Source organism: Streptomyces sp. DSM 120436 (assembly GCF_055778765.1).
In genome coordinates, this window is record NZ_JBSKBS010000001.1 from 2306471 (window position 1) to 2328702 (window position 22232).

A 22232-nucleotide genomic window follows, 5' to 3' on the forward strand; every position below is an offset into this window, starting at 1 on the left:
ATGTCCACCAGGATCCTCCCGGCAACCGGCGACGCGGACGCGGTCCGGTCCCTCACCACCCTGCTCAGCCAGCTCCCCGACGCCGAGCCGCTGCCCCCGGCGACCGACTCCACGCAGCTCGTCGACACCCTCTCCCGGCTGGCCGCCGAATCCCTCGACGAACTGCCCGAAGTGGTCGTCGTCCACGAGCGGATCGGCCCCGTCCCCGCACTGGAACTGATCCGCGAGGTCGCCCTCCGCTTCCCCGCCGTCGGCGTCGTCCTCGTCACCTCCGACGCGAGCCCCGGCCTCTTCCAGGCCGCCATGGACCACGGCGCCCGCGGCCTGGTGGCCCTCCCGCTCGGCTACGAGGAACTCGCCAACCGGGTCCAGGCGGTCGCCCAGTGGTCGGCCGGCGTACGACGCCACCTGGGCGCCGCCGGCGACCCGTTCACCGGCGCGGGCGGCACCGTCGTCACCGTCAGCGGCGCCAAGGGCGGGGTCGGCGCCACCCTCACCGCCGTGCAGCTCGCGCTCGCCGCCCAGACCTCCGGACGGGCCACCGCCCTGGTCGACATGGACCTGCAGACCGGGGACGTCGCCTCCTACCTGGACGTCCAGTTCCGCCGGTCCGTCGTCGACCTCGCCGCGATCAGCGACATCTCCCCGCGCGTCCTCGCCGACGCCGTCTTCCGCCACGACAGCGGCCTCGCCCTGCTCCTCGCCCCCGCCGAGGGCGAACGCGGCGAGGAGGTCACCGACCGGGCCGCCCGCCACATCGTCAGCGCCCTGCGCTCCCGCTACGAGGTCGTCGTCATCGACTGCGGCGCCCAGCTCGGCGGGGCGGGCGCGGCGGCCGTGGAGAGGGCCGACCGGGCCCTCCTGGTCACCACCCCCGACGTCATCGCCGTACGGGGCGCCAAGCGGACGGTGCGGATGTGGGACCGGCTGCAGATCCGCAAGGCGGAGGAGACCACGGTCGTCGTCAACCGGCACACCCGGTCCACGGAGATCCAGCCGCCGCTCATCGCGCGGATCACCGGCACCGCGGTCGCCGCCACCACGGTCCCCGCCCACTTCAAGGAGCTCCAGGGCGTGGTGGACGCCGGGCGCGTGCACGAGCTGGAGGCCAAGAGCACCGTGAAGCAGGCGATGTGGGCGCTGGCCGGCGAACTCGGCCTGGTGCGGGCCGCGGAGACCGTCCACAAGGGCGGACGGCTGCGCGGTGACCGGGGCGCGGTCAGCTTCCGGCGGCGCAGGGACGGCACGGGATGAGCGGCGGCAGGCGGGCCGCGGGGACGACGGGACGCAGACGGCCGGCCGTCGGTGCGGGGCGGCCGTACGGCGACTCGGGGCGGCTGTACGGCGACTCGGGACGGCCGTACGGCGACCGGGGGCGGCTGTACGGCGACCGGGGGCAGGTCACCGTCGAGTTCCTCGGCATGACCCCGACGATCCTGGTCACGCTGGTCGTGCTGTGGCAGCTCGTGCTGGTCGGCTACACCTTCACGCTCGCCGGGAACGCCGCCGACGAGGCGGCGCGGGCCGGGACCGCCGCGTCCCCCGGCGCACGCCAGGGCGCCTGCCAGGAGGCCGGCCTGGACAAGCTGTCCGGGGCCTGGGGGAGCGGCGCGACGGTGACCTGCGCGACGGGCGGCGGCATGGTCACCGCCGACGTGAAGCTCACGGTGCCGATCCTCTTCCCCGGCACCCTGTCGTTCCCGTTCGACGTGACCGGTCACGCGGGCGCGGTCGAGGAGGAGACGGACTGACATGCCGTACCGACGCGCTGACCTGCCGTACCGCCGCAGTGACATGGCGTACCGAGACACTGAGCTGCCGTACCGACGCCCTGACGGCCGCCGCCGCGACCGCGGGCAGGTGGCGATCGAGTACCTGGGGTTCCTGCCGATCCTGCTGATCGTGGCGATGGCCGGGGTGCAGCTCGGCCTGATCGCCTACACCGCCCAGCAGGCGGGCACCGCCGCCCGCGCGGGCGCCCGCAGCGCCTCCCTGGACCGGGGCGCCCAGGCCGCCTGCGCGGCAGCCGTCAGCTCCTGGCTGGCCGACGGTACCTCCTGCGGCACGGCGGGGGGCGGCGAGGAAGTCACCGTCACCGCCCGGATCGACATCCCGTCGATCGTGCCCGGCTGGGACTTCGGGTCGGCGGGAAGGAGCGCCACGATGCCCGTCGACCACTGAACCGACCGGCGACCGGCCGGACGACGACCGACGACCGGGGCCGCATCGAACGACGGCCGAGGACCGACACGCCCGACGGCGACCGACGGCGACCGACGACCGACACGCCCGACGGCGACCGACGACCGACGACGAGGACCGGGAAGCGGACGAGGACCGGGACGAGGACGAGGACGAGGAGCGAGCGACTCATGAGCCTGCGGGCACGCATCAACTCCCCCGAGGAGAGGACCGGGCGGGGCGAGGACGGCCACCTCGTCGCGTCCTACCGCGCCAAGCTCCTGGAGGAGATCGACCTCGCGGAGATGAGCGCGCTGTCCCCGGCCGAGCGCCGGGCCCGGCTGGAACGCGTCCTCGGCCACATCATCAGCCGCGAGGGCCCCGTCCTGTCGACGGTCGAACGCTCCCAGCTGATCCGCCGCGTCGTCGACGAGGCCCTCGGCCTCGGCATCCTGGAACCGCTGCTGGAGGACCCGTCCGTCACCGAGATCATGGTGAACGGCCCGGACGCCATCTTCGTCGAGCGCGGCGGCCGGGTGGAGCAGCTGCCGCTGCGGTTCGCCTCCAACGACCAGCTCATGCAGACGATCGAACGCATCGTCTCCACCGTGAACCGCCGCGTCGACGAGTCCAACCCCATGGTCGACGCCCGGCTGCCGTCCGGCGAGCGCGTCAACGTGATCATCCCGCCGCTGTCCCTGACCGGCGCGGTCCTCACCATCCGCCGCTTCCCGCGCTCCTTCACCCTCCAGGAGCTGATCGGCCTCGGCTCGCTCGACGAACCCATGCTGTACCTGCTGGCCGGACTGGTGCAGGCCCGTTTCAACATCATCGTGTCCGGCGCCACCGGCACCGGAAAGACGACCCTGCTCAACGCCCTGTCCGGGCTGATCCCCGAGGGCGAACGCATCATCACCATCGAGGACTCCGCCGAACTCCAGCTCCAGCAGCCGCACGTCATCCGCCTGGAGTCCCGCCCGCCCAACGTCGAGGGCAAGGGCCGCGTCACCATCCGCGACCTGGTGCGCAACTCCCTGCGCATGCGGCCCGACCGCATCGTCGTCGGCGAGGTCCGCGGCGGCGAGTCCCTGGACATGCTCCAGGCCATGTCCACCGGCCACGACGGCTCCCTCGCCACCGTCCACGCCAACAGCGCCGAGGACGCCCTCACCCGGCTGCAGACCCTCGCCTCCATGTCCGACGTGGAGATCCCCTTCGTCGCCCTGCACGACCAGATCAACAGCGCCGTCGACGTGATCGTCCAGCTCACCCGGTTCGCCGACGGCGCCCGCCGCATCACCGAGATCGCCCTGCTGGAGAGCCACGGCGGGGAGCCGTACCGGCTGGCCACGGCCGCCCGCTTCGACGCGCTCCCGATGACCCCCGACGGCCGCGTCCACGGCTCCTACGTCCACCATCCCCTGCCCCGGCGGACCGCCGACCGCCTCTACATGGCGGGCCAGCCCGTCCCGCAGGCGTTCGGCATCGCCCACCACGCCGACCAGCTCGCCACCCGAGAAGCCAGGTAGGTACCACCCCCATGGAGCTGCAGAACCTGATCACGCTGACCACCGGCGTCACCCTGCTGACCTGCGTCCTCGCGGTCGCCGGCGTGCACTTCTACGCGGCCGGCCGGGCGCAGCGGCAGGCGCTGGTGGACCGGCTCTCGGCCACCGGGGAGCTCCCGTCCGCCGGACGCCGGCGCCGCTTCCCCACGCTGGACCGCAGGCTGCGCCGCACCCGCCTCGGCCGCAGACTGGAGCTTCGCCTGCTCGCCACCGGCCTGGACGTCACGCCCGGCGAGTTCTTCGTGGCGATGCTCGCCGCCGTCGCCGGACTGTGGCTGGTCGGCCAGGCCGCCCTCGCCCCCTTCTTCGGCCCCGTCGCGGGGCTGCTCGGCGTGTGGGCGGCCGTGCAGTTCCTCACCTGGCAGCGGCAGAAGCGCATCGAGCGGTTCATCAACCAGCTTCCCGAGCTGGCCCGCATCCTCGCCAACGCCGCACAGGCGGGCCTCGCCCTGCGCACCGCCATCGGCATCGCCGCCGAGGAGCTGGAGGCCCCGGCCGGCGAGGAACTGGCCAAGGTGGCCAACCAGCTCGCGATGGGCGCCTCGATGGAGGACGCCCTCGGCGAACTGTCCGACCGGCTCCCCTCCCGCGAACTCGTCGTCCTCGTCACCACGCTGGTGCTGTCCCACCGGGCGGGCGGCCAGGTCGTGAGCGCCCTGCGGAACCTCACCGAGACGCTGGAGGAACGCAAGGAGACCCGGCGCGAGGTCCGCACCCAGCTCTCCCAGGTCAGCCTGACCTCGTACGCCGTGCCCGTGCTCGGCGTCGGCTCGCTGTTCCTGATGAACGGCGTGAAGGACGGCGCCCTGGAGCGCATGACCGGCTCACCGGCCGGACAGATCGCCGTCCTCGTCGCCTTCGGCCTGTACGCCGTCGGCTTCCTGCTCATCCGCCGCCTGTCCCGCATCGACGTCTGAGCCGGGAAGGGGACGACGACATGGCACTGCTGCTCGCCGCGCTCATGGCCCTCGCCGTGTGCGGCATCTTCGCCGGCATCCGCATGTACCGGGCGGAGGCGAAACTCCCCGGCGACCTGATGCTCGCCCTGGAGGTCGGTTCCACCCGCACCGGCGCGGTCGACTCCCTCATCGACCGCATGGGCATGCGCTACGCCCCCGCCGTGCTGCGCCTCATGGGCCCGACGCTGGTCGCCAAGTACCGCCGCAAGATCGACCTGGCGGGCAACCCCGGCGGTCTCACCATCCACCGCTACGCCGCCCGCCGCGCCGTCTACGGCGCCCTCGGCGGCTTCGGCTTCCTGGTCTTCCTGATGCGCGGCCAGCTCCTCGTGGCCCTGCTCCTGCTCGCGTTCGGCGCGTTCTGGACGGAGGTCGGCATCTGGTCGGCGATCCGCGTCCGCAGGGACGTCATCGAGCGCACCCTGCCCGACTTCCTGGACGTCCTCGCGGTCGTGGTCAGCGCCGGCCTCGGCTTCCGGCAGGCCCTGGAGCGCGTCGCGTCCCAGTACGAGGGCCCCTGGGCGGACGAACTGCGCATCACCCTGCGCCAGATGGACCTCGGGATGAGCCGCCGGCAGGCCTTCGCCGAACTGCGCCGGCGCAACGACTCCGAGCAGGTCGCCATGTTCGTCACCGCGCTCCAGCAGGGCGAGGAGCTGGGCGCGCCGATCGTCGACACGCTGGTGGCGCTCGCCAAGGACATGCGCCGCACGGACGCGCAGCACGCCCGCCGCAAGGCGGCCCGCGCGGTCCCCAAGGCCACCATGATGATCACCACCTTCATGGTCCCGGCCACGATGATCCTCCTCGGAGCCGGCCTGATCCTCGGCTCCGGCACCGACTTCGGCTCGCTCACGGGCGAGTGACGAGGGGCGGGACGTGATGACGACGACGAGGGAACGGACGTGGCGGCGAGGGCGCCGCCGTCCGGCGGCTCAGCGGGGGGCCGGGACGCCGGCAGCGGCGTGCGCCCGGACCCCGCAGGGACTCACGGGGACGCCCCCGGCCCCCGGCCCCGCCCGGCGGTACGCGCCCGCGCCCGAGGCTCCCCAGGAGCCGGCCGCCCCGCCGGTCGCGGACACCCAGCTCCAGGTGAACGCCCTCCAGGCGCTCTGCCGCCAGGCCTTCGGCTTCCGGCTCGCGATGATCGCCGTCGCCGCCCCGTCCGCCCTCCTCAACGCGGGACCCGGCTGGGGCGTACGCCTGGTCGGCATCGCGGTCGTCGTCACCTTCACGGCGTCGTACGCCCTCTTCCGCGACTGGGAGCGCTTCGGCCCCCTCCTCCTGCGCCACCCCACCCTCCTCGCGGCCGACACCCTCTTCGGCGCCCTGCTGCTGGTCTCCGCCGGCCCCGACACCACCCTCGCCTACGTCAGCGTCTGCACCCCGCTGCTCGCGGGCCTCATCTACGGCTGGCGCGGCGCCGCCGTCTTCGCCTCGCTCCAGGGCCTGATCCTGCTGCTGGTCCACGCGGCGCTGGACAACCCGCACACGGAACCCGCCGAGACGCTGATCCTGCCCGGCCTGTGCGTGATCGCGGGAGCGGTCGGTTCCAGCCTGCGCAAGCTGATGCTCCGCCTCGGCGAGGCGACCCGCGCCCTGGCCGCCGTCCGGGCCCGGCTCGCCGTCACCGAGGCGGTCAACGCCGAACGGGCGCGGCTGGCACGGGAGATGCACGACTCGGTCGCCAAGACGCTGCACGGGGTCGCCCTCGCGGCGGACGGCCTGGCCTGCTCGGCCGGCGCGGCCCGCATGGACCCGGCCCTGGTCCGACGCCAGGCGGGACTCGTGGCCCGGTCCGCGCGGAGGGCCGCGGCCGAGTCGCGCGAGCTGCTGACGGACCTGCGGCGGGAGGGGGACCCGGGCCGGGAGGTGGACGTCCTGTCCGAACTGGCGTGCGCGGTCCGTGACTTCAGGGCACGCGGTGAGGCGCCGGTGTCGTACACGAGGACCGGTGAGGCGCCCGCCCCGCCCGTCCCCCCGGCGGTGGCCCGCCAACTCCTCTCCATCACCTCGGAGGCGCTGGAGAACGCCCACCGCCACGCACGGGCGACGAGCATCGACGTCCGGGCCGGCGTCCAGGGCGACCTGCTGACCGTCACCGTCCGCGACGACGGCACCGGCCTCCCCGCCGACACCGACCTCGCCCGCTTACGCCGCTCGGGCCACTTCGGTCTGGTCGGCATGGCGGAACGGGCCGCCTCGGTCGGCGCACGCATCAGCTTCGGGCGGGGCGAACGGGGGCGCGGCACGGAGATCCGCCTGGAACTGCCGCTCGCGGCGGTGACGACGAGCAGTGTCCTGGAGGCCCACCATGACCGGTGAACCGAACCCCTTCGGGGAGGTCCCGCCCCCGGAACCCGTCCGCGTGGTCGTGGCCGACGACAACCCCGTGGTCCGCGCGGGGCTGACGGCGCTCCTCACCGGCCACGAGAACCTCGAGGTGGTGGCGGAGGCGGCGGACGGCAAGGAGGCGTACGAGGCGACGCTCGCCCACGGTCCCGACGTGGTGCTCCTGGACGTCCGCATGCCGGGGGTGGACGGCCTCACGGCCCTCCCGCACCTGGTGCCGCTGACGGCGGTCCTGATGCTGACGTACAGCGGGGAGTCGGACATCGTCCACGAGGCACTGCGGCGGGGCGCGAACGGGTACCTGGTGCACGGTGAGTTCACGTCCGACGAACTGGTGACGGCGGTACGGGACGCCCGGCGGGGGAGACCGCACCTGACGCCGACGGCGACGGGGAAGTTGCTCGCGCAATTGCGGGCGGGGGGCGCGGGAAGCCCCGTGCCCGTGGCGGAATCCGGCGGGAGTCGGTCCAACGAAAGACGTACTTCTAGGGAAAACCTTTCGCAGCTGCAACCGGATGTGGCACAGTCGGTGTCTGACAGGTCGACATACGGGCTGAGCGCGAGGGAGGCGGAGATCATGGAGCTCATCGCGTCCGGCATGACCAACCAGCAGATCGCCGCCACCTGCTTCATCAGCGAGAAGACGGTCAAGAACCACATCAACCGCATCTTCGCGAAGCTGCACAGCACGAGCCGTTCCGAGGCCATCGCGAAGTGGCTGGGGACGGGACGCGATTCGGCCGAGGAGGGGGTTGGACGGTGGTGAGGCGCACGCGCACAATGCGATGGGCCCGCATGTGGGTCCGGAATTGGGCCTCGGGACCCTTCACGGGCCTCGCCGCCCACTCGTACGGTGCCGAGGTCGACAGCGGCCCCGGGACCCAGGCCGCCACCGCGTCAGCCGGAGGGGAACACCATGGGCAACTGGATCAACACGACGGTCAGGCACCTCCAGTCCCGCGCGGTCCGTCACGACGACCGGGGCCAGACGGCGGTGGAGTACCTGGGCATCATCGCGGTGGTGGTGGCCATTGTGCTGGCGATCACGGGGACGGACATCGGGCAGACGATTTATCAAGCCATCGTGGACAAGGTCGACGAGCTCGTCGGCTGACCCGGCGACACCTTTGCGCTGACACAGGGCAGGCATTCCCCATCTACATCACGGTGGTGGGGGGCCTGCTTTTCCTCGCGTTCGCCTATCTGGCAGTCGGCCAAGCTGCAGCGAACAGAAACGGCGCCCAGACCGCCGCCGACGCAGCAGCACTTGCGGCCGCTCAGGAAAGGCGTGACCAACTGTCCGGGGCGTGGCTGGGCAATCTCCTTGACCCGGAGAAGTGGCAGGACATCTTCGACGGAATGACGCAGGGGCTGACACCGTCCTGTTGGCGAGCCGAGCAACTGGCCGCCAGCAACGATGCCACGGTCCTGAGCTGCAATGCGGATGGTCCCCTCAGGTACACGGTCGAAGTGCAGACGAACAAGACAGTCGGGGACTCCATTGTTCCCGGCACCGAAACGAAGAAGTCACGGGCGACGGCCACTGCGGTGATCGAGCCCCGTTGTGGCTTCGAACTCCCCGCCGCGGACGAGGACGCGGAGGCGGAGGAAACGCTCCCCACGCTCAACTGCAAGGGCGGAGCCGACTGGGAATTGGACCCGGAGACTCCTAAGAACCTGTTGCCGAAGCCTGAGGATCTTTTCGACGTGCACCTGGCTGACTGACAAGCAAACGACGAGCGACTGAGGATGCAGGGTATGAGTGTTCGGTTCACAGCGAGATCCCGAACGGGGGCAGTTGCGCTGGTTGTTGCGGCCGGGCTGGCCTTTGGCGTCGTCGGGTGTGGTGGAGGCGGCGATAGCGAGAAAGGGAAGTCGAAGGAATCGGCCTCCGCTTCGAAGGAGAATGGCTCCGACCCGAGCACTCAGGAGGGCGCCGACGAGACTCTGTCGGAACTTCGCGGCGAGGGAGGTCTGACCCTCAAGATCACCTCGGCGATGAGAGACGCGGGCGGCTTCGTCACGGTGAACGGGGAGATCAAAAACGACAGCTCTGAGCCTGCACGAGTTCCGGTCCAAGCTTCGGGAAACGAGACGGAGATCATCGCGCACGGGCGGTCGCTCGGCGGTGCCACACTCGTCGACAGCGCGAGCAAGAAGCGCTACTACGTTCTGCGGGACACCGAGGGTCGTCCGCTCACCACGACGAACATGCCGCGTCTGAAGGCCGGCGAGTCGATTCCGGTGTTCATGCAGTTCCCGGCCCCGCCAGCCAACTCGTCAGAGGTCACCTTTCAGTTGCCGACATTCGCCAGCGGCACCATCCAGATCTCTGGGTGAGGCAGAGGATGACACACACGCGCCTCCTTCTCATCGGCACGCTGGCCACCCTGCTGGCCACCGGTCCGGCCGTAGCCCACGCCGACGACGGACCGAGCGTCCCCCCGGGCACGGAAGCCAGCGCCTCCGCGCCCGTGGAGCTGGACCCCAACGACCCCGACCTGAAGCTCCCGGACGGTGCCACCCTCGCGGAACCGAAGGTCCTGGACATCAAGTCCGTCGTCGAGGACCAGAGCGGGGACGAGCGACGCGAGGACACGAACACGGATGTGAAGTTCGCCCTCCAGGCGGAAGTGCTCTTCGGCAAGGACAGCGCCAAGATCTCCGCACAGGCGAGGTCCCGCATCACCGTCATCGCGAACGAGATCAAGACGCAGAACGCGACCCGCATCCGCGTCTTCGGCTTCACGGACAACCTCGGCTCGTCCGCCCACGGCGACGTGTTGTCCCGCAAGCGGGCCAACGCGGTGCACGGCATCCTCGAACAGGAGCTGAGCGACGCGAACATCACGTACGAGGTGCGCGGTTACGGCGAGGACTACCCGATCGCCGACAACTCGACGGAGGCCGGCCGGAAGAAGAACCGAAGGGTGGAGATCTCCTTCCCGCGAGGAGAGAACTAAGGCGACTCAACCCCCCTCTTGCCCCACCACCTCCACCACGGCCCCCCCGACCAGCCCCCACCCCTCCATCGCCCCCGCCTCGGCCTCGATCACATGCCGTGCCCGGACGCGTGGCCGCCCCAGCCGTCCGGGCGGCATGGTGCGCACGGCGAGGACCCGGAGCCGGCGGTCCAGATAGGCGACGTCGATGGGCATGCGCATGCGGAAGGTGTGGATGCTGCTCGCGGGGGTGAGCAACAGAGCGCCCTCCAGGCTGTCCCGCCCCAGCAGCCCCCGGGTCCGCGCCCGATAGGAGGCGGCGACCTCCAACGGCACGCGCGCGCTGACGGCTCCGTCCCGCCCCCGCACGACCAACTCCCCACGCCCGTCCCGCCACCGCACGACCGCGCCTCCCCTCGCCCCCGGCGAACGTACCCCGCACTGGACAACGTGACCCCACGAAAGCGACGCCTCGCCCCACGCCGCGGCTCAAACCGAGCAGTTCATCGAGGCTTATGTCGAAGCGAGAGCGCGGGTCACCGGGGAGTACCGCTCCTACGAACCTGCGGGCCAGGTGGGCGACGGCGGCTCGGCCTGGTGGGTCCATTGCGAGGACCGGAGCAAGGCGTTCGACACGTACCCCAAGGACGAGAAGGTCAACAAGACGCCCGTCACCGAGAACAGTGACGTCTTGTACAACACGCAGCTGAAGAAGAACGACAAGGGCGTGTGGGTCATCGCCAAGTTGCTGTCCGAGAGGGGGCACGACCAGTGCCAGCCCTGAGGTGGGGCGTCCGCGTCCCCATTCGGTATGGGCTGTGTTGCAGTTGACCCGTTCGCTCTGGTGCCGCACTGCGTGGGCTGGGTAGCGTTGGCGCGCCCATGTGACGCCTCGCCCCACCGGGAGCCGACTGTGAACCGCCGTCCCACCCTGCTCGCAGCGCTCGCGCTGACCGCCACCGCGGCTCTGACGCTGTCCGCGTGCGGAAGCGACGACGACTCTCCCGCGAAGGACAGCGACAAGATCGCGGGGGCCGACACGGGCGACAGAAAGTCGGCCTCGCCCTCCCCGAGTGACCCCGTTGCATCCGAAGGACGCCCGGAGATCACTTTCCCGGCCGACGCGAAGAACGTCTTCGAGGGCGGTAAGACGGGCGACCCGACGAAGGACGCGGTCCTCGCCGACAGCGCCTCCGGCATCAACTCCGTCGACGAGGCCATCTTCAAGGGCAGTACGGACACGGAGGCGCTCGGCTTCTACAACGCCGGCAAGGCGTTGAGCTCGGCCATCACCTACGTACAGCGCTACATCGACGCCAATGACACATGGACGGGCGAGACGCGGTACTTCAACCGCAAGGTGACGCTGAACGGTGCCAAGAAGGCGTACGTCACCTATTGCTCGGACGAGAGCAAGTCGTACATCAAGAGCAAGAAGACCGGCAAGGTCGACAAGTCGCCGGCGTCCTCGGACAGCTACGTGCTCTACAACGCGGCGCTCACCGAGAACGCCGAGGGTGTCTGGCAGACCACCGAGATCGTCTCGCAGAGGGGGGCCAAGGAGTGTCAGCCGTAAGGAGCGCGGGTAGGGCGGCGACGATTCTGGCAGTCGTCTGTGCCTCCCTTTTCACCGCCCAGGCGGCCTTCGCCGAGAGGGGCAAGCACGGAAACCACGGGGACACGGACCAGAACGCCAACCTCGACGACGACGGCACCCTCTCCGTCTCCGCCGGTGGTGTCGTCTTCGACCACTCGAAGAACGGCAAGGGCGGAAAGGTCGGCGGGCTCACGTCGACGACCTCGTGGACGCCGCCGCCCTGCTGGTACGCGCCCAAGTACACCCCGGAGGAGCTGCAGGCGTACCTGGAGCCGATCTGGGAGGCCGGGTCCACCGGCCACGAGTGGGACAACGAGCAGCGCGAGAAGTACCTGAACCCGGACGACCCGGAGAAGGACTTCAACAAGGACAAGTCCGGCAAGGGCTACTGGTGGGATTCGTACGTCAACAAGAGTTACCCGCCCGGCTGGGACTCCTGCGACGAGGACTACTTCTGGGTGGACGAGGGCGAGGCCCCACCTGCGGACATCGAGAACGCCGTCACGCCCGAGCTCCTCGCCGAACTCGCCTACGCGGAGATCCGCGTCCCCGGCACCGAGGTCACCCTCGCACCCGCCCAGGCGACCAAGGTGAACCTGCCGACCTGGTCGTGGTTGGACGGCGCGCAGTTCCAACCGGTCTCGGTGACCGCGTCCGTGCCGGAGATCGGCATCGAGGCGACCGCCACGGCGGAGCCGGTCTCGCTGAAGATCCAGCCCGGTACCCCGGACGCCGAGACGTACCCCGCCTCCGGTGTCTGCGCGATCGACAACGGCCGTATCGGTGAGCCCTACGCCAAGGGCAAGGCGGACCGGACGCCCCCGTGCGGCGTGAAGTACCTCCGTTCCTCGGGTGACGGGACCTTCCCGTTGCAGGCGACGGTCACCTGGGAGGTCCACTGGACCGGCTCCGGCGGCGCGGGCGGCGACCTGCCCGACGGTGAGTTCGGAGCGACCCAGGACGTCGTCGTCCAGGAGATCCAGGCCGTCAACCGCTGACCGCACCTCCACGTGCGCGCCCGCCCCGGCAAAGGTTTGCCGGGGCGGGCCCGCGTGGGTAGGTACACCCGCATGACCACGACACTCGGTGCGGTGTTCCGCCCCCAGCTCGCCCCCGAGCGGCTTCGCTCCGTCGTGCGGGCCGCCGACGCGGCCGGGCTCGACGAGCTCTGGCTGTGGGAGGACTGCTTCCGGGAGGGCGGCATCTCCACCGGAGCCGCCGCCCTCGCGTGGAGCGAGCGCCTGCGCGTCGGCATCGGGTTGTTGCCCGTCCCGCTGCGGAACGTCGCCGTCACCGCCATGGAGGCCGCCTCCCTGCACCGGATGTTCCCGGGCCGTCCGGTCCTCGGCGTGGGGCACGGCGTGCAGGACTGGATGGGGCAGGTCGGCGCGCGCGCCGCGTCGCCCCTCACCCTGCTCCGGGAGCATCTGCTCGCCCTCCGCGCCCTGCTGGCCGGCGAGACGGTCACGACCAAGGGCCGGTACGTCACCCTCGACGACGTCGCGCTCGACTGGCCCCCGCCCGGCCCCGTCGACGTCCTGGCCGGCGGTATGGGCCCCCGCACCGTACGACTCACCGGGGAGGCCGCCGACGGCACCATCCTCACCGCCGACACCTCCGCCGACGGCGTCCGGCAGGCACGCCGGCTCATCGAGGAGGGACGGGTCGCGGCGGGGCGTGACCCGGCCGGTCACCGGGTCGTCGTCTATCTGCTGACCGCGACCGGCGACGGTGCGCGCGAGCGGCTGCGGGCCGAGCTGGTCGCCGAGGGGCACGGCGCTGACGCCCAGCTCGGGGTCGCCGGGGACGCCCGCGCCGTCGCCGAGGCTGTGCGGCGGCTGGCCGAGGCGGGCGCCGACTCGGTCGTCCTCCAGCCGACCGGCGACGAACCCGACCCGGAGGGCTTCGTGCGCTTCGCCGCCGAGGAGGTACGGCCCCTCGTGGCGTGAACCCACGCGTGCGCGGGGCGGGACGGGACGGGAAAAGCGCGCGACGGTCGGCCCCGCGCTCGGGCATCCTCGCCCCATGCCCCGTCCCCGGCCACGACCCCAGCCACGACCCCGCACCCGCACCCGCACGTTCGACGAACTCCTCGCCGAAGGCGCCTCCGTGCCCACCGAGGGGTGGGACTTCTCCTGGTTCGAGGGGCGCGCCGTCGAGGCCCGTCCCTCCTGGGGGTACGCCACCACCCTGGCCGGCCGGCTGGGCACGGTGGACGGGCCCGTGCTCGACGTGCAGACCGGCGGGGGAGAGGTCCTCGCGTTCGCCCTCGGCCGGGCCCGGCGACGACCCCCGCTCGTCGTCGCCACCGAGGGCTGGCCGCCCAACGTCCGCAAGGCCGCGCGGACGCTCCGGCCGTACGGCGCCGCCCTTGTCGCGGCGGCCGAGGCCGTGCCGCTGCCGTTCGCCGACGGTTCCTTTCCCCTCGTCACCAGTCGGCACCCCGTCCGGCCGCACTGGCACGAGATCGCCCGGGTGCTCCAGCCCGGCGGCGCCTACCTCGCCCAGCACGTGGGGCCCGCCAGCGCCTTCGAACTCGTCGAGTTCCTCCTCGGCCCGCGGCCCGAGGAGAGCCGTACCGCGCGCGATCCGGAGCGGGAGCGGCGGGACGCCGAAGCGGCCGGGCTCGAGGTCGTGGAGCTGCGGGCCGAGCGGCTGCGCATGGAGTTCTTCGACATCGCCGCGGTGGTGCACTTCCTGCGCAAGGTGATCTGGATGGTCCCCGGCTTCACCGTCGAGGAGTACCGGCCGAGGCTGCGGGAGCTGCACGAGCGGATCGAGGCCGAGGGCTCCTTCGTGGCCCACAGCTCACGTCACCTCGTCGAGGCGCGCAGGCCACGTGGACCGGGCGGTCCGGGCGGTCCGGGCGGTCCGGGCGGTCCGGAGGCAGCCGCATCCGGTCGACGCGCGTAGTTGCCGCATCGTTATGGGTGAGGGCTGGTTCCGGAGGCGGCCCGGCACTTAGGTTCGGACCAAGTCGATTCGCGTCAGCAAAGCTGCGCGGAAGGGTCACCGCGCAGTGGAGGGGGCTGCGCGGTGTCCGCACCACCCGCCCCCCCGGCAGCCTTCGCCCCCGGCGGCCTCCGCCTCCCGGGGCAAGCCCTTCCCCGTCGCCCCGCCTCCGGGTCAAGCCGGAGCCGCCGCCGGGGTCACTCGTCGGGGGGACAGCCGGAAGAGTGGCCGGAAAGGTGCAGGGTTGGTGTCACCCCGTGCACAGAGTCCCCACAGCGCTCCCTCCGTGCTCGTTCTTCGCATGTTTTCGCCGGATTCCGGCCAGGAAAGACCCCTGAATCGGCCTCTCCAAAGGCATCCAGGCGTCGCCGGGCGGTTCCGGAGAGTAGTTGTGGCGCGCCGATGCACGCAGCATCACTTACGAAGGGTTATGGTGGAAACCCCCCCTCGGGCCGGTCCGTCTCCCCCCCACGGACCGGCCCGTTTTTCTTGCCCGCCGTTCCGCGCCGGCGCACCCCGCCCGCGACGACCCCCTCGGTCTCCTCCGGCCCCTTCGCCTCCTCCGGCCCCTTCGCCTCCTCCGGCCCCCTCCGGTCCCTTCCGGCCCCCACCCCCACGGCCGGCCCGGTGCCGCGCCTTACCCGGGAGCTGCCGTGCCCGTCGGCATGCCCGGCCCCGTCCGCGCCGCGCAGATCGTGATCTTCGCGACGTTCGGCATCGTCGTGCTGCTGACCGTCCTGGTCGCCGCCGGCGCGGGAGCGGAGGAGGCGGGGCGGTTCTTCAGCGCGTACCTGATGACCGCCGTGCTGTTCGGGCCGGCGTTCCGGTTCCCGGAGGCGGGCAACGGCGTGCGCGTGGCCTCGATGGCGCTGGCCTGCGTGCAGATCCTCTTCGCGCTCGGCGCGGTGGGACGGGGTGTTCCGCTCGGCATCCTGCCGCTCGGTTCCGCCGTCGCCGTCCTGGTGCTGCTCTGCGGGAAGCCCGCGCAGTACTGGTTCCGGCGGCACCAGGCAAACCGCGTGCCCCCGCAGTGCGGCTGACAAAGCGCGCCACACCGGACGTTGGGGACCCCTGCCCCCGCGGGGGTACGCTTCGCCTCTGGGGACCGCCATCCGGGCAGGGACCGCCCGCGGCCGGGACCGGGCCGCTTGCCGCGCGACGCGGCGGGGTGCCGCGCCTGTCCGATCCGCACGGAGGGGCTGACGATCACGTGAACCTGCGCGACAAGCTGCGGAGCCTGCTGGTCAGGCTGTACGCACGCCGGGTGGAAGGTCACCTGGACACCGCTCAGGTGCCCAAGCACATCGGCGTCATCATGGACGGCAACCGCCGCTGGGCGAAGGCCGCGGGTTCCAGCACCGTGCACGGCCACCGGGCCGGCGCCGACAAGATCGAGGAGTTCCTCGGCTGGTGCAGCGAGACGGACGTCGAGGTGGTCACCCTGTGGCTGCTGTCGACGGACAACTTCGACCGGCCCGAGGAGGAACTCGTCCCGCTCCTCGGCATCATCGAGGACGTGGTGTGCACGCTCGCCGCCGACGGCCGCTGGCGGGTCCACCACGTGGGCACCCTCGATCTGCTGCCCGCCGGGATGCAGACCGTCCTGAAGGAGGCCGAGGCGGCCACCGCGCACGTCGACGGGATAGTCGTCAACGTGGCCATCGGGTACGGCGGACGCCAGGAGATCGCCGACGCCGTGCGCTCCATGCTCTTCGAGGCCCAGGACAAGGGCGTTTCGATGGACGAGCTCGCCGAGTCCGTGGACGTCGAGATGATCGGACGTCACCTCTACACCAAGGCGCAGCCCGACCCGGACCTCGTCATCCGCACCAGCGGCGAACAGCGGCTGTCCGGATTCATGCTGTGGCAGACGGCCCACTCGGAGTACTACTTCTGCGAGGTCTTCTGGCCGGCCTTCCGCAAGGTGGACTTCCTGCGCGCGCTGCGCGACTACGCCGCGCGCCACCGGCGCTTCGGCGGCTGATCGCCGCACCCGCCGCACCCGCTCCACCGGGTGCCACCGCGTACGGTCATCGCGCGCCGGCGCGTATCGCCACGCCTTCCCCTCGTGCGCCCCCACACCCCTTCCGCACCACCCTCGGGTCACCGGGCGTCACGCGCCGTTCACCTGCGCGCCGTCAGGGACCGTGGCATGGCGGCGCTTGTTCGAGGGCATAACTGAGTCAGGTCGACGCCCGAACCACGGGTGTCGTATCTCAGCGGACGGCACGGGTGCCGTCCGCCCGGGAGGCCCTTTGCACCAGCCCGACCGTGCGGTCACGGCACGGAAGAAGCGGCGGAGGGCCGGTTCTCGGCCCGCTGTGCATCGCGGCCGTCGACCGGTCCAGCTCCGCCTCGTCGCTCCCCGACCTCATCCGAGGGGGTTCGTCCTTCCGTGGTGACCAGCGCAAAGCGCCACAAGCCCGACCGGCGCACCTACGTTCTCGACACCAGCGTCCTGCTGGCCGACCCCCATGCCCCGGCCCGCTTCGACGAGCACGAGGTCGTGCTCCCCGTCGTCGTGGTGACCGAGCTGGAGGCCAAGCGGAACCATCCCGAGCTCGGCTACTTCGCCCGCCAGGCCCTGCGCCTGCTGGACGACTACCGGGTGCGGTACGGCCGTCTCGACGCCCCCATCCCGACCGGGGACCTCGGCGGAACCCTGCGGGTCGAGCTCAACCACTCGGACCCCAGCGTGCTGCCCAGCGGCTACCGCCTGGGGGACAACGACTCCCGCATCCTCGCGGTCGCCCGCAATCTGCAGGCCGAGGGGTTCGACGTCACCGTGGTGTCGAAGGACCTCCCGCTCAGGATCAAGGCGTCCTCCGTCGGCCTCCTCGCCGAGGAGTACCGCGCGGAGCTCGCCATCACGGACTCCTCCGGCTGGACCGGAATGTCCGAGCTGACCCTGCCCGGCGAGCAGGTGGACATCCTCTTCGAGGAAGGCCACGTGTACGTGCCCGAGGCCGCGGACCTGCCCGTGCACACCGGTCTGACCATCCAGTCCGAGCGCGGCAAGGCCCTCGGCCGGGTCACCGCCGAGGGCAACGTGCGTCTGGTGCGCGGCGACCGGGAGGCGTTCGGCGTCAAGGGCCGCAGCGCCGAGCAGCGGATCGCGCTCGACCTGCTGCTCGACCCGGACGTCGGGATCGTGTCCATGGGCGGCCGGGCCGGCACCGGCAAGTCGGCGCTCGCGCTGTGCGCGGGCCTGGAGGCCGTGCTGGAGCGGCGGCAGCACCAGAAGGTGATGGTCTTCCGGCCGCTGTACGCGGTGGGCGGGCAGGAGCTGGGTTATCTGCCCGGCTCCGAGGCCGAGAAGATGAGCCCCTGGGCCCAGGCCGTGTTCGACACGCTGTCGGCGGTCACCAGCCGGGAGGTCATCGAGGAGGTCACCGCGCGCGGCATGCTGGAGGTCCTGCCGCTCACCCACATCCGGGGCCGCTCGCTGCACGACGCGTTCGTCATCGTGGACGAGGCCCAGTCCCTCGAGCGGAACGTCCTGTTGACCGTTCTGTCCCGGATCGGGGCCAATTCCCGGGTCGTTCTGACACACGACGTGGCGCAGCGGGACAACCTGCGGGTCGGCCGGTACGACGGTGTGGTCGCCGTCGTCGAGAAGCTGAAGGGGCATCCGCTGTTCGCCCACGTGACCCTGAACCGGTCCGAGAGATCCCAGATCGCGGCTCTTGTGACCGAAATGCTCGAAGACGGTCACATCTGAATCTCGCGCCCCAACGCGAGTCGGTGACGCGGTAGTTGGCGCCGTCCGGGAAAGGTGTAGAGCCTAACCGGGCGGCGTCGGCGCGTGTGCGGCTTTCCGGTGATCCCTGGGGGCGAACGACATGTGAGCTTTCACACGCGGCAGAGAATTGCCTTGCGCCACCCGGTTACGGCAAAGTCTCACTCCTGTCAGGCCCCGCATACGACACAGCTGTACCCCGTGGGGGTGCCCCCGAGCCGTCAAGGCGGCGGGGGAGGTACACAACCGCACAGGAACGACCTTTCAACTCCATAGCGTCGTCGTATGCCGCCCGAGCACCACGCGGCGCTCCTGTCGAAGGAGTTGCCCACCGGGCCCGTGCCTCCCGTGACCCGTAGTTGGGGAGGCCAGTGTCAGGGGCACGATTGCGTCCGCGAGGGTCACCGGAGCGGGCGATGCTGGAAGGAAACCGTGTGAGCCGGATCTCGGTCCGGGGATTCGCAGTGGCCTCGGCCACGGCGGTCACCGCTGTCGGAAGCGTCGTCGGCGTTGCCTCGGGCAGCACCGCAGCGCAGAACAACGACGCCGAAGCGACGGCAGCCGGCACCACGCTGCTCGCGGACATCCCCGCGGGGGAGCAGGCGCAGGTGCAGACCGCGTCGCTGACGCAGCAGGCCCAGACGATGGCCATCGCCGCGGACGCGACCGCCAAGAAGGACGCGGAGGAGGCGGCCCGCAAGGCCGCCGCCAAGACCGCGATCGCGAAGAAGAAGGCAGCCGAGAAGGCCGAGCAGGCCAAGCGCGACGCCCAGGAGCGCGAGCAGGCCGACAAGGCCGCCGCCGCCAGCCGTTCCGCCACGCGTGACGCGTCCTCCTTCGCGGTCCAGGCCTCCTACTCGGTCGCCGAGGTCCAGGCCATGGCCCGCCAGATGGTGCCCGCCGACCAGTTCCAGTGCTTCAGCAACATCGTGGAACGCGAGTCCACCTGGAACTACCAGGCCACCAACCCCTCCTCCGGCGCCTACGGCCTCGTGCAGGCCCTGCCGGGCTCCAAGATGGCCTCCGCCGGCGCCGACTGGCAGACCAACCCGGCCACCCAGATCAAGTGGGGCCTCAACTACATGGACGACCGCTACGGCAGCCCGTGCGGCGCCTGGGAGTTCTGGCAGGCCAACCACTGGTACTAGGTCCGCGGACCCGTCCGTCGCCGCGAGGCGCGCTCGACTCCGGCACAGCCCCGCACCGTCCTACGGTGCGGGGCTTTCGCCCTGTACCGTCTGACCGACGGTTCCAGGGGGACTGGTGGGGAGAAACGGGGGAAGAGGACGGATCATGTCGCGACTGCCAGGGTGGCTCGGCCGGGTCGGAGCCGGGCTGACGAAGGTCGGCAAACGGCTGGAGGAGCGCCGCGCCGAAGTCACGGGCGACCGCGGGCCGGGCGACGACCCGGCGCGCCTCACCGCCGACCCCGACCGGCCGCCCCCGCCCCCCGAGTACGCCCAGGTCGTCCTCCCGGTGCGCCCCGACCCGGCGCAGGCCGTGCCCTGGGGCGTCCGGGTCGCCGCCGAGGCCGGCTGGCGCCTGCTGGTGCTCGCGGGCACCGTCTGGGTGCTGATGCGCATCATCAGCGCCGTCCAGCTGGTGGTGCTGGCGTTCGTCGCCTCGCTGCTCATCACCGCGCTGCTCCAGCCCACGGTCGCCCGGCTGCGGCGGCTCGGGGTGCCGCGCGGACCGGCCACCGTGCTGACCGCGCTGTCCGGCTTCGTCGTCATGGGACTCATCGGCTGGTTCGTGACCTGGCAGGTCATGGAGAACATCGACACCCTCGCCGACCAGATCCAGGACGGCATCGACGAACTGCGCAACTGGCTGCTCAACAGCCCGTTCCACGTCACCGACAAGCAGATCAACGAGATCGCCAAGAACCTGCGCGAGGCGGTCGGCGCCAACACCGAGCAGATCACCTCGGCGGGCCTGGAGGGCGTGACGGTCGTCGTCGAGGCGCTCACCGGCCTGCTGCTGGCGCTCTTCTCGACGCTGTTCCTGCTCTACGACGGCAAGCGGATCTGGCAGTGGTCGCTCAAGCTGGTCCCGGCCGTGGCCCGTCCGGGCGTCGCCGGCGCCGGCCCGGTCGCCTGGCGCACGCTCACCGCGTACGTGCGCGGCACGGTGGTCGTGGCGCTGATCGACGCCATCTTCATCGGCCTCGGCATCTACTTCCTCGACGTGCCGCTGGCGGTGCCGCTCGCGGTCTTCATCTTCCTGTTCTCGTTCATCCCGCTCGTGGGCGCGGTGGTGTCCGGCGCGCTGGCCGTGGTCGTCGCGCTCGTCACCCAGGGCGTGTTCACCGGCGTGATGACGCTCGTGGTGGTGCTGGCGGTCCAGCAGATCGAGGGCCACATCCTGCAGCCGTTCATCCTCGGGCGCGCGGTGCGGGTCCATCCGCTCGCGGTGGTGCTGGCCGTCACCACCGGCGGCCTCGTCGCGGGCATCGGGGGCGCGGTGGTCGCCGTGCCGCTCGTCGCGGTCGCCAACACCGTCGTGGGCTATCTGCGGGCCTACTCCCATGAGGTGGCCGTGCAGTCGCCCCGGCCGCGCGGCGCCACGGCCATGTCCGCGCCGGACGCCCCGGCCCCGGCACATTCCGAACATTCCGAACCGCAGCCCGAACCGCAGCCCGCGGAGACGGAGTCCGACCGGCCCCAGGGGCCCGCGGACTGACGCCCGTTCCGCGCGGCGGCGTCCCGGAACGGCGACGGGCCCGCCCACCCCCGGGGGGTGGACGGGCCCGTGTCACGCGGGTGACGGGACGGCCGCGGAGGCGTCACTCCGCGAGCGCCGCCTCGGCGTCGAGGGTCGCGGCGACGGCCTGGACCACCGCGGCGATCTTGAACGCCTCCTGGACGACGTCACGGTCCACGCCGGCCTTGCGCAGCACCTGCTCGTGCGAGTCGAGGCACATGCCGCAGCCGTTGATCGCGGACACGGCGAAGGACCAGTACTCGAAGTCGACCTTGTCGACGCCCGGGTTGCCGATGACGTTCATCCGCAGACCGGCCCGCAGGTTGCCGTACTCGTGGTCCGACAGCAGGTGGCGGGTGCGGTAGAAGACGTTGTTCATCGCCATCACCGCGGCGGCGGCCTTGGCGGCCGTGTAGGCCTCCGGCGACAGGTTCGCCTTCGCCTCCGGCTCCAGCTCGCGCAGCACGATCGGGGAGCGCGAGGCGATGGCGGTCGCCAGCACCGTGCCCCAGAGCTGCTGGGCGGGCAGGTCGGAGTTGCCGATGACCGAACCCAGGTTGAGCTTCAGGTCCTTGGCGTAGTCCGGTATGCGGGACTTCAGGGAGTCGAGGGACATGTCAGCTCACTCCCCGGCCAGCAGCGCGACCGGGTCCAGGGTCTCGTCGCCCTTGGACCAGTTGCACGGGCAGAGCTCGTCGGTCTGCAGGGCGTCCAGGACCCGCAGGACCTCCTTCGGGTTACGGCCGACGGAGCCGGCGGTCACCATGGAGAACTGGATCTCGTTGTTCTGGTCCACGATGAACACGGCGCGCTTGGCGTAGCCGTCCTCGCCCTCGATGCCGAGGTCGCGCATCAGTTCGTGCTTCGGGTCCGCCATCATCGGGAACGGCAGGTCGCGCAGGTCGTCGTGGTCCTTGCGCCAGGCGTGGTGGACGAACTCCGAGTCACCGGAGAAGCCGAGGATCTGGGCGTCGCGGTCGGCGAACTCGTCGTTCAGCTTGCCGAACGCGGCGATCTCGGTCGGGCACACGAAGGTGAAGTCCTTGGGCCACGCGAACACGACCTTCCACTTGCCCTCGTAGGTCTTGTGGTCGATCGTCTCGAACTCCTTGCCCTTCTCCAGCGAGACACAGGCGGTCAGTTCGAACTCGGGGAACTTGTCACCGACAGTGAGCACAGACTCTCCTTGCAGCGAAGAAACACCCCGATTGCGGGTGTTTCCCAACGGTTGGACCGAGT

The 22232-nt window shown here is 71.3% G+C and carries 24 protein-coding genes; 21 read left to right on the plus strand and 3 right to left on the minus strand.

The window, feature by feature from the left end; all coding sequences use genetic code 11:
- The 12 genes from ACWH4W_RS10660 to ACWH4W_RS10715 all read left to right on the plus strand — a co-directional run bounded on the left by ACWH4W_RS10660 (position 1) and on the right by ACWH4W_RS10715 (position 10023).
- Positions 1-1254 (plus strand): CpaE/TadZ family protein, encoded by a 1254-nt coding sequence (locus tag ACWH4W_RS10660; RefSeq protein ID WP_473075523.1) that lies wholly within the window; start codon positions 1-3, stop codon positions 1252-1254.
- 167 nt (positions 1255-1421) lie between these two features.
- A complete protein-coding gene (locus tag ACWH4W_RS10665; RefSeq protein WP_241911228.1) occupies positions 1422-1751 on the plus strand; it encodes a pilus assembly protein in 330 nt (109 codons plus the stop codon).
- 43 nt (positions 1752-1794) lie between these two features.
- Positions 1795-2181 (plus strand): TadE/TadG family type IV pilus assembly protein, encoded by a 387-nt coding sequence (locus tag ACWH4W_RS10670; protein WP_473077469.1) that lies wholly within the window; start codon positions 1795-1797, stop codon positions 2179-2181.
- Between the two features lie 191 nt (positions 2182-2372).
- Positions 2373-3710 carry a TadA family conjugal transfer-associated ATPase gene (locus ACWH4W_RS10675; RefSeq protein ID WP_473075524.1) on the plus strand — a complete coding sequence of 446 codons (1338 nt, stop codon included), beginning with the start codon at positions 2373-2375 and terminating at the stop codon, positions 3708-3710.
- Positions 3711-3721: 11 nt separating this feature from the next.
- Positions 3722-4666 carry a type II secretion system F family protein gene (locus tag ACWH4W_RS10680; protein ID WP_473075525.1) on the plus strand — a complete coding sequence of 315 codons (945 nt, stop codon included), beginning with the start codon at positions 3722-3724 and terminating at the stop codon, positions 4664-4666.
- 20 nt (positions 4667-4686) lie between these two features.
- Entirely contained in the window at positions 4687-5574 is an 888-nt protein-coding gene (locus ACWH4W_RS10685) for a DUF5936 domain-containing protein (protein ID WP_290008054.1), read from the plus strand.
- Positions 5575-5590: 16 nt separating this feature from the next.
- The gene (locus tag ACWH4W_RS10690) at positions 5591-7033 is read left to right on the plus strand and encodes a sensor histidine kinase (protein ID WP_473075526.1); all 1443 of its coding nucleotides are present in this window, start codon (positions 5591-5593) and stop codon (positions 7031-7033) included.
- Positions 7023-7826, plus strand: a complete 804-nt coding sequence (locus ACWH4W_RS10695) for a response regulator (protein WP_473075527.1) — start codon at positions 7023-7025, stop codon at positions 7824-7826. The genes ACWH4W_RS10690 and ACWH4W_RS10695 overlap by 11 nt, the downstream gene beginning before the upstream one ends.
- A 150-nt stretch (positions 7827-7976) precedes the next feature.
- Complete coding sequence (locus tag ACWH4W_RS10700) at positions 7977-8174, plus strand: Flp family type IVb pilin (protein ID WP_473075528.1); 198 nt, start codon at positions 7977-7979, stop codon at positions 8172-8174.
- Positions 8171-8785, plus strand: coding sequence for a pilus assembly protein TadG-related protein (locus tag ACWH4W_RS10705; protein ID WP_473077470.1), 615 nt, complete (start codon positions 8171-8173; stop codon positions 8783-8785). Before ACWH4W_RS10700 ends, ACWH4W_RS10705 begins: the two co-directional genes overlap by 4 nt.
- A gap of 33 nt (positions 8786-8818) precedes the next feature.
- A complete protein-coding gene (locus ACWH4W_RS10710; protein WP_473075529.1) occupies positions 8819-9400 on the plus strand; it encodes a hypothetical protein in 582 nt (193 codons plus the stop codon).
- A gap of 8 nt (positions 9401-9408) precedes the next feature.
- Complete coding sequence (locus tag ACWH4W_RS10715; RefSeq protein ID WP_473075530.1) at positions 9409-10023, plus strand: OmpA family protein; 615 nt, start codon at positions 9409-9411, stop codon at positions 10021-10023.
- A 6-nt stretch (positions 10024-10029) separates the two neighbouring features.
- Here the strand turns inward: ACWH4W_RS10715 and ACWH4W_RS10720 are convergent, their stop codons facing one another.
- Positions 10030-10404 carry a DUF192 domain-containing protein gene (locus ACWH4W_RS10720; RefSeq protein ID WP_473075531.1) on the minus strand — a complete coding sequence of 125 codons (375 nt, stop codon included), beginning with the start codon at positions 10402-10404 and terminating at the stop codon, positions 10030-10032.
- A 511-nt stretch (positions 10405-10915) separates the two neighbouring features.
- On the opposite strand from ACWH4W_RS10720, the gene ACWH4W_RS10725 reads away from it, so the two are divergent.
- The 9 genes from ACWH4W_RS10725 to ACWH4W_RS10765 all read left to right on the plus strand — a co-directional run bounded on the left by ACWH4W_RS10725 (position 10916) and on the right by ACWH4W_RS10765 (position 20972).
- Positions 10916-11578: a hypothetical protein gene (locus tag ACWH4W_RS10725; RefSeq protein ID WP_473075532.1), complete on the plus strand. Its 663-nt coding sequence runs from the start codon at positions 10916-10918 to the stop codon at positions 11576-11578.
- Positions 11566-12597 (plus strand): hypothetical protein, encoded by a 1032-nt coding sequence (locus tag ACWH4W_RS10730; protein ID WP_473075533.1) that lies wholly within the window; start codon positions 11566-11568, stop codon positions 12595-12597. The genes ACWH4W_RS10725 and ACWH4W_RS10730 overlap by 13 nt, the downstream gene beginning before the upstream one ends.
- A 72-nt stretch (positions 12598-12669) precedes the next feature.
- The gene (locus ACWH4W_RS10735; RefSeq protein ID WP_473075534.1) at positions 12670-13548 is read left to right on the plus strand and encodes an LLM class flavin-dependent oxidoreductase; all 879 of its coding nucleotides are present in this window, start codon (positions 12670-12672) and stop codon (positions 13546-13548) included.
- 76 nt (positions 13549-13624) lie between these two features.
- On the plus strand, positions 13625-14512 hold the full coding sequence (locus ACWH4W_RS10740) for a class I SAM-dependent methyltransferase (RefSeq protein ID WP_473075535.1): 888 nt from the start codon (positions 13625-13627) through the stop codon (positions 14510-14512).
- Positions 14513-15204: 692 nt separating this feature from the next.
- The gene (locus ACWH4W_RS10745) at positions 15205-15591 is read left to right on the plus strand and encodes a hypothetical protein (RefSeq protein WP_473075536.1); all 387 of its coding nucleotides are present in this window, start codon (positions 15205-15207) and stop codon (positions 15589-15591) included.
- 170 nt (positions 15592-15761) lie between these two features.
- Positions 15762-16535 carry an isoprenyl transferase gene (locus ACWH4W_RS10750; RefSeq protein WP_473075537.1) on the plus strand — a complete coding sequence of 258 codons (774 nt, stop codon included), beginning with the start codon at positions 15762-15764 and terminating at the stop codon, positions 16533-16535.
- Between the two features lie 411 nt (positions 16536-16946).
- Entirely contained in the window at positions 16947-18272 is a 1326-nt protein-coding gene (locus ACWH4W_RS10755) for a PhoH family protein (protein ID WP_473075538.1), read from the plus strand.
- 452 nt (positions 18273-18724) lie between these two features.
- The gene (locus ACWH4W_RS10760) at positions 18725-19438 is read left to right on the plus strand and encodes an aggregation-promoting factor C-terminal-like domain-containing protein (protein WP_473075539.1); all 714 of its coding nucleotides are present in this window, start codon (positions 18725-18727) and stop codon (positions 19436-19438) included.
- 145 nt (positions 19439-19583) lie between these two features.
- On the plus strand, positions 19584-20972 hold the full coding sequence (locus ACWH4W_RS10765) for an AI-2E family transporter (RefSeq protein ID WP_473075540.1): 1389 nt from the start codon (positions 19584-19586) through the stop codon (positions 20970-20972).
- Positions 20973-21075: 103 nt separating this feature from the next.
- Here ACWH4W_RS10765 and ACWH4W_RS10770 read toward each other — a convergent pair whose 3' ends face one another.
- Together ACWH4W_RS10770 and ACWH4W_RS10775 are read right to left on the minus strand one after the other, a co-directional pair.
- A complete protein-coding gene (locus ACWH4W_RS10770) occupies positions 21076-21609 on the minus strand; it encodes an alkyl hydroperoxide reductase (protein WP_033272206.1) in 534 nt (177 codons plus the stop codon).
- Positions 21610-21615: 6 nt separating this feature from the next.
- Positions 21616-22170 carry a peroxiredoxin gene (locus tag ACWH4W_RS10775; protein ID WP_473075541.1) on the minus strand — a complete coding sequence of 185 codons (555 nt, stop codon included), beginning with the start codon at positions 22168-22170 and terminating at the stop codon, positions 21616-21618.
- Positions 22171-22232: the final 62 nt, after the last annotated feature.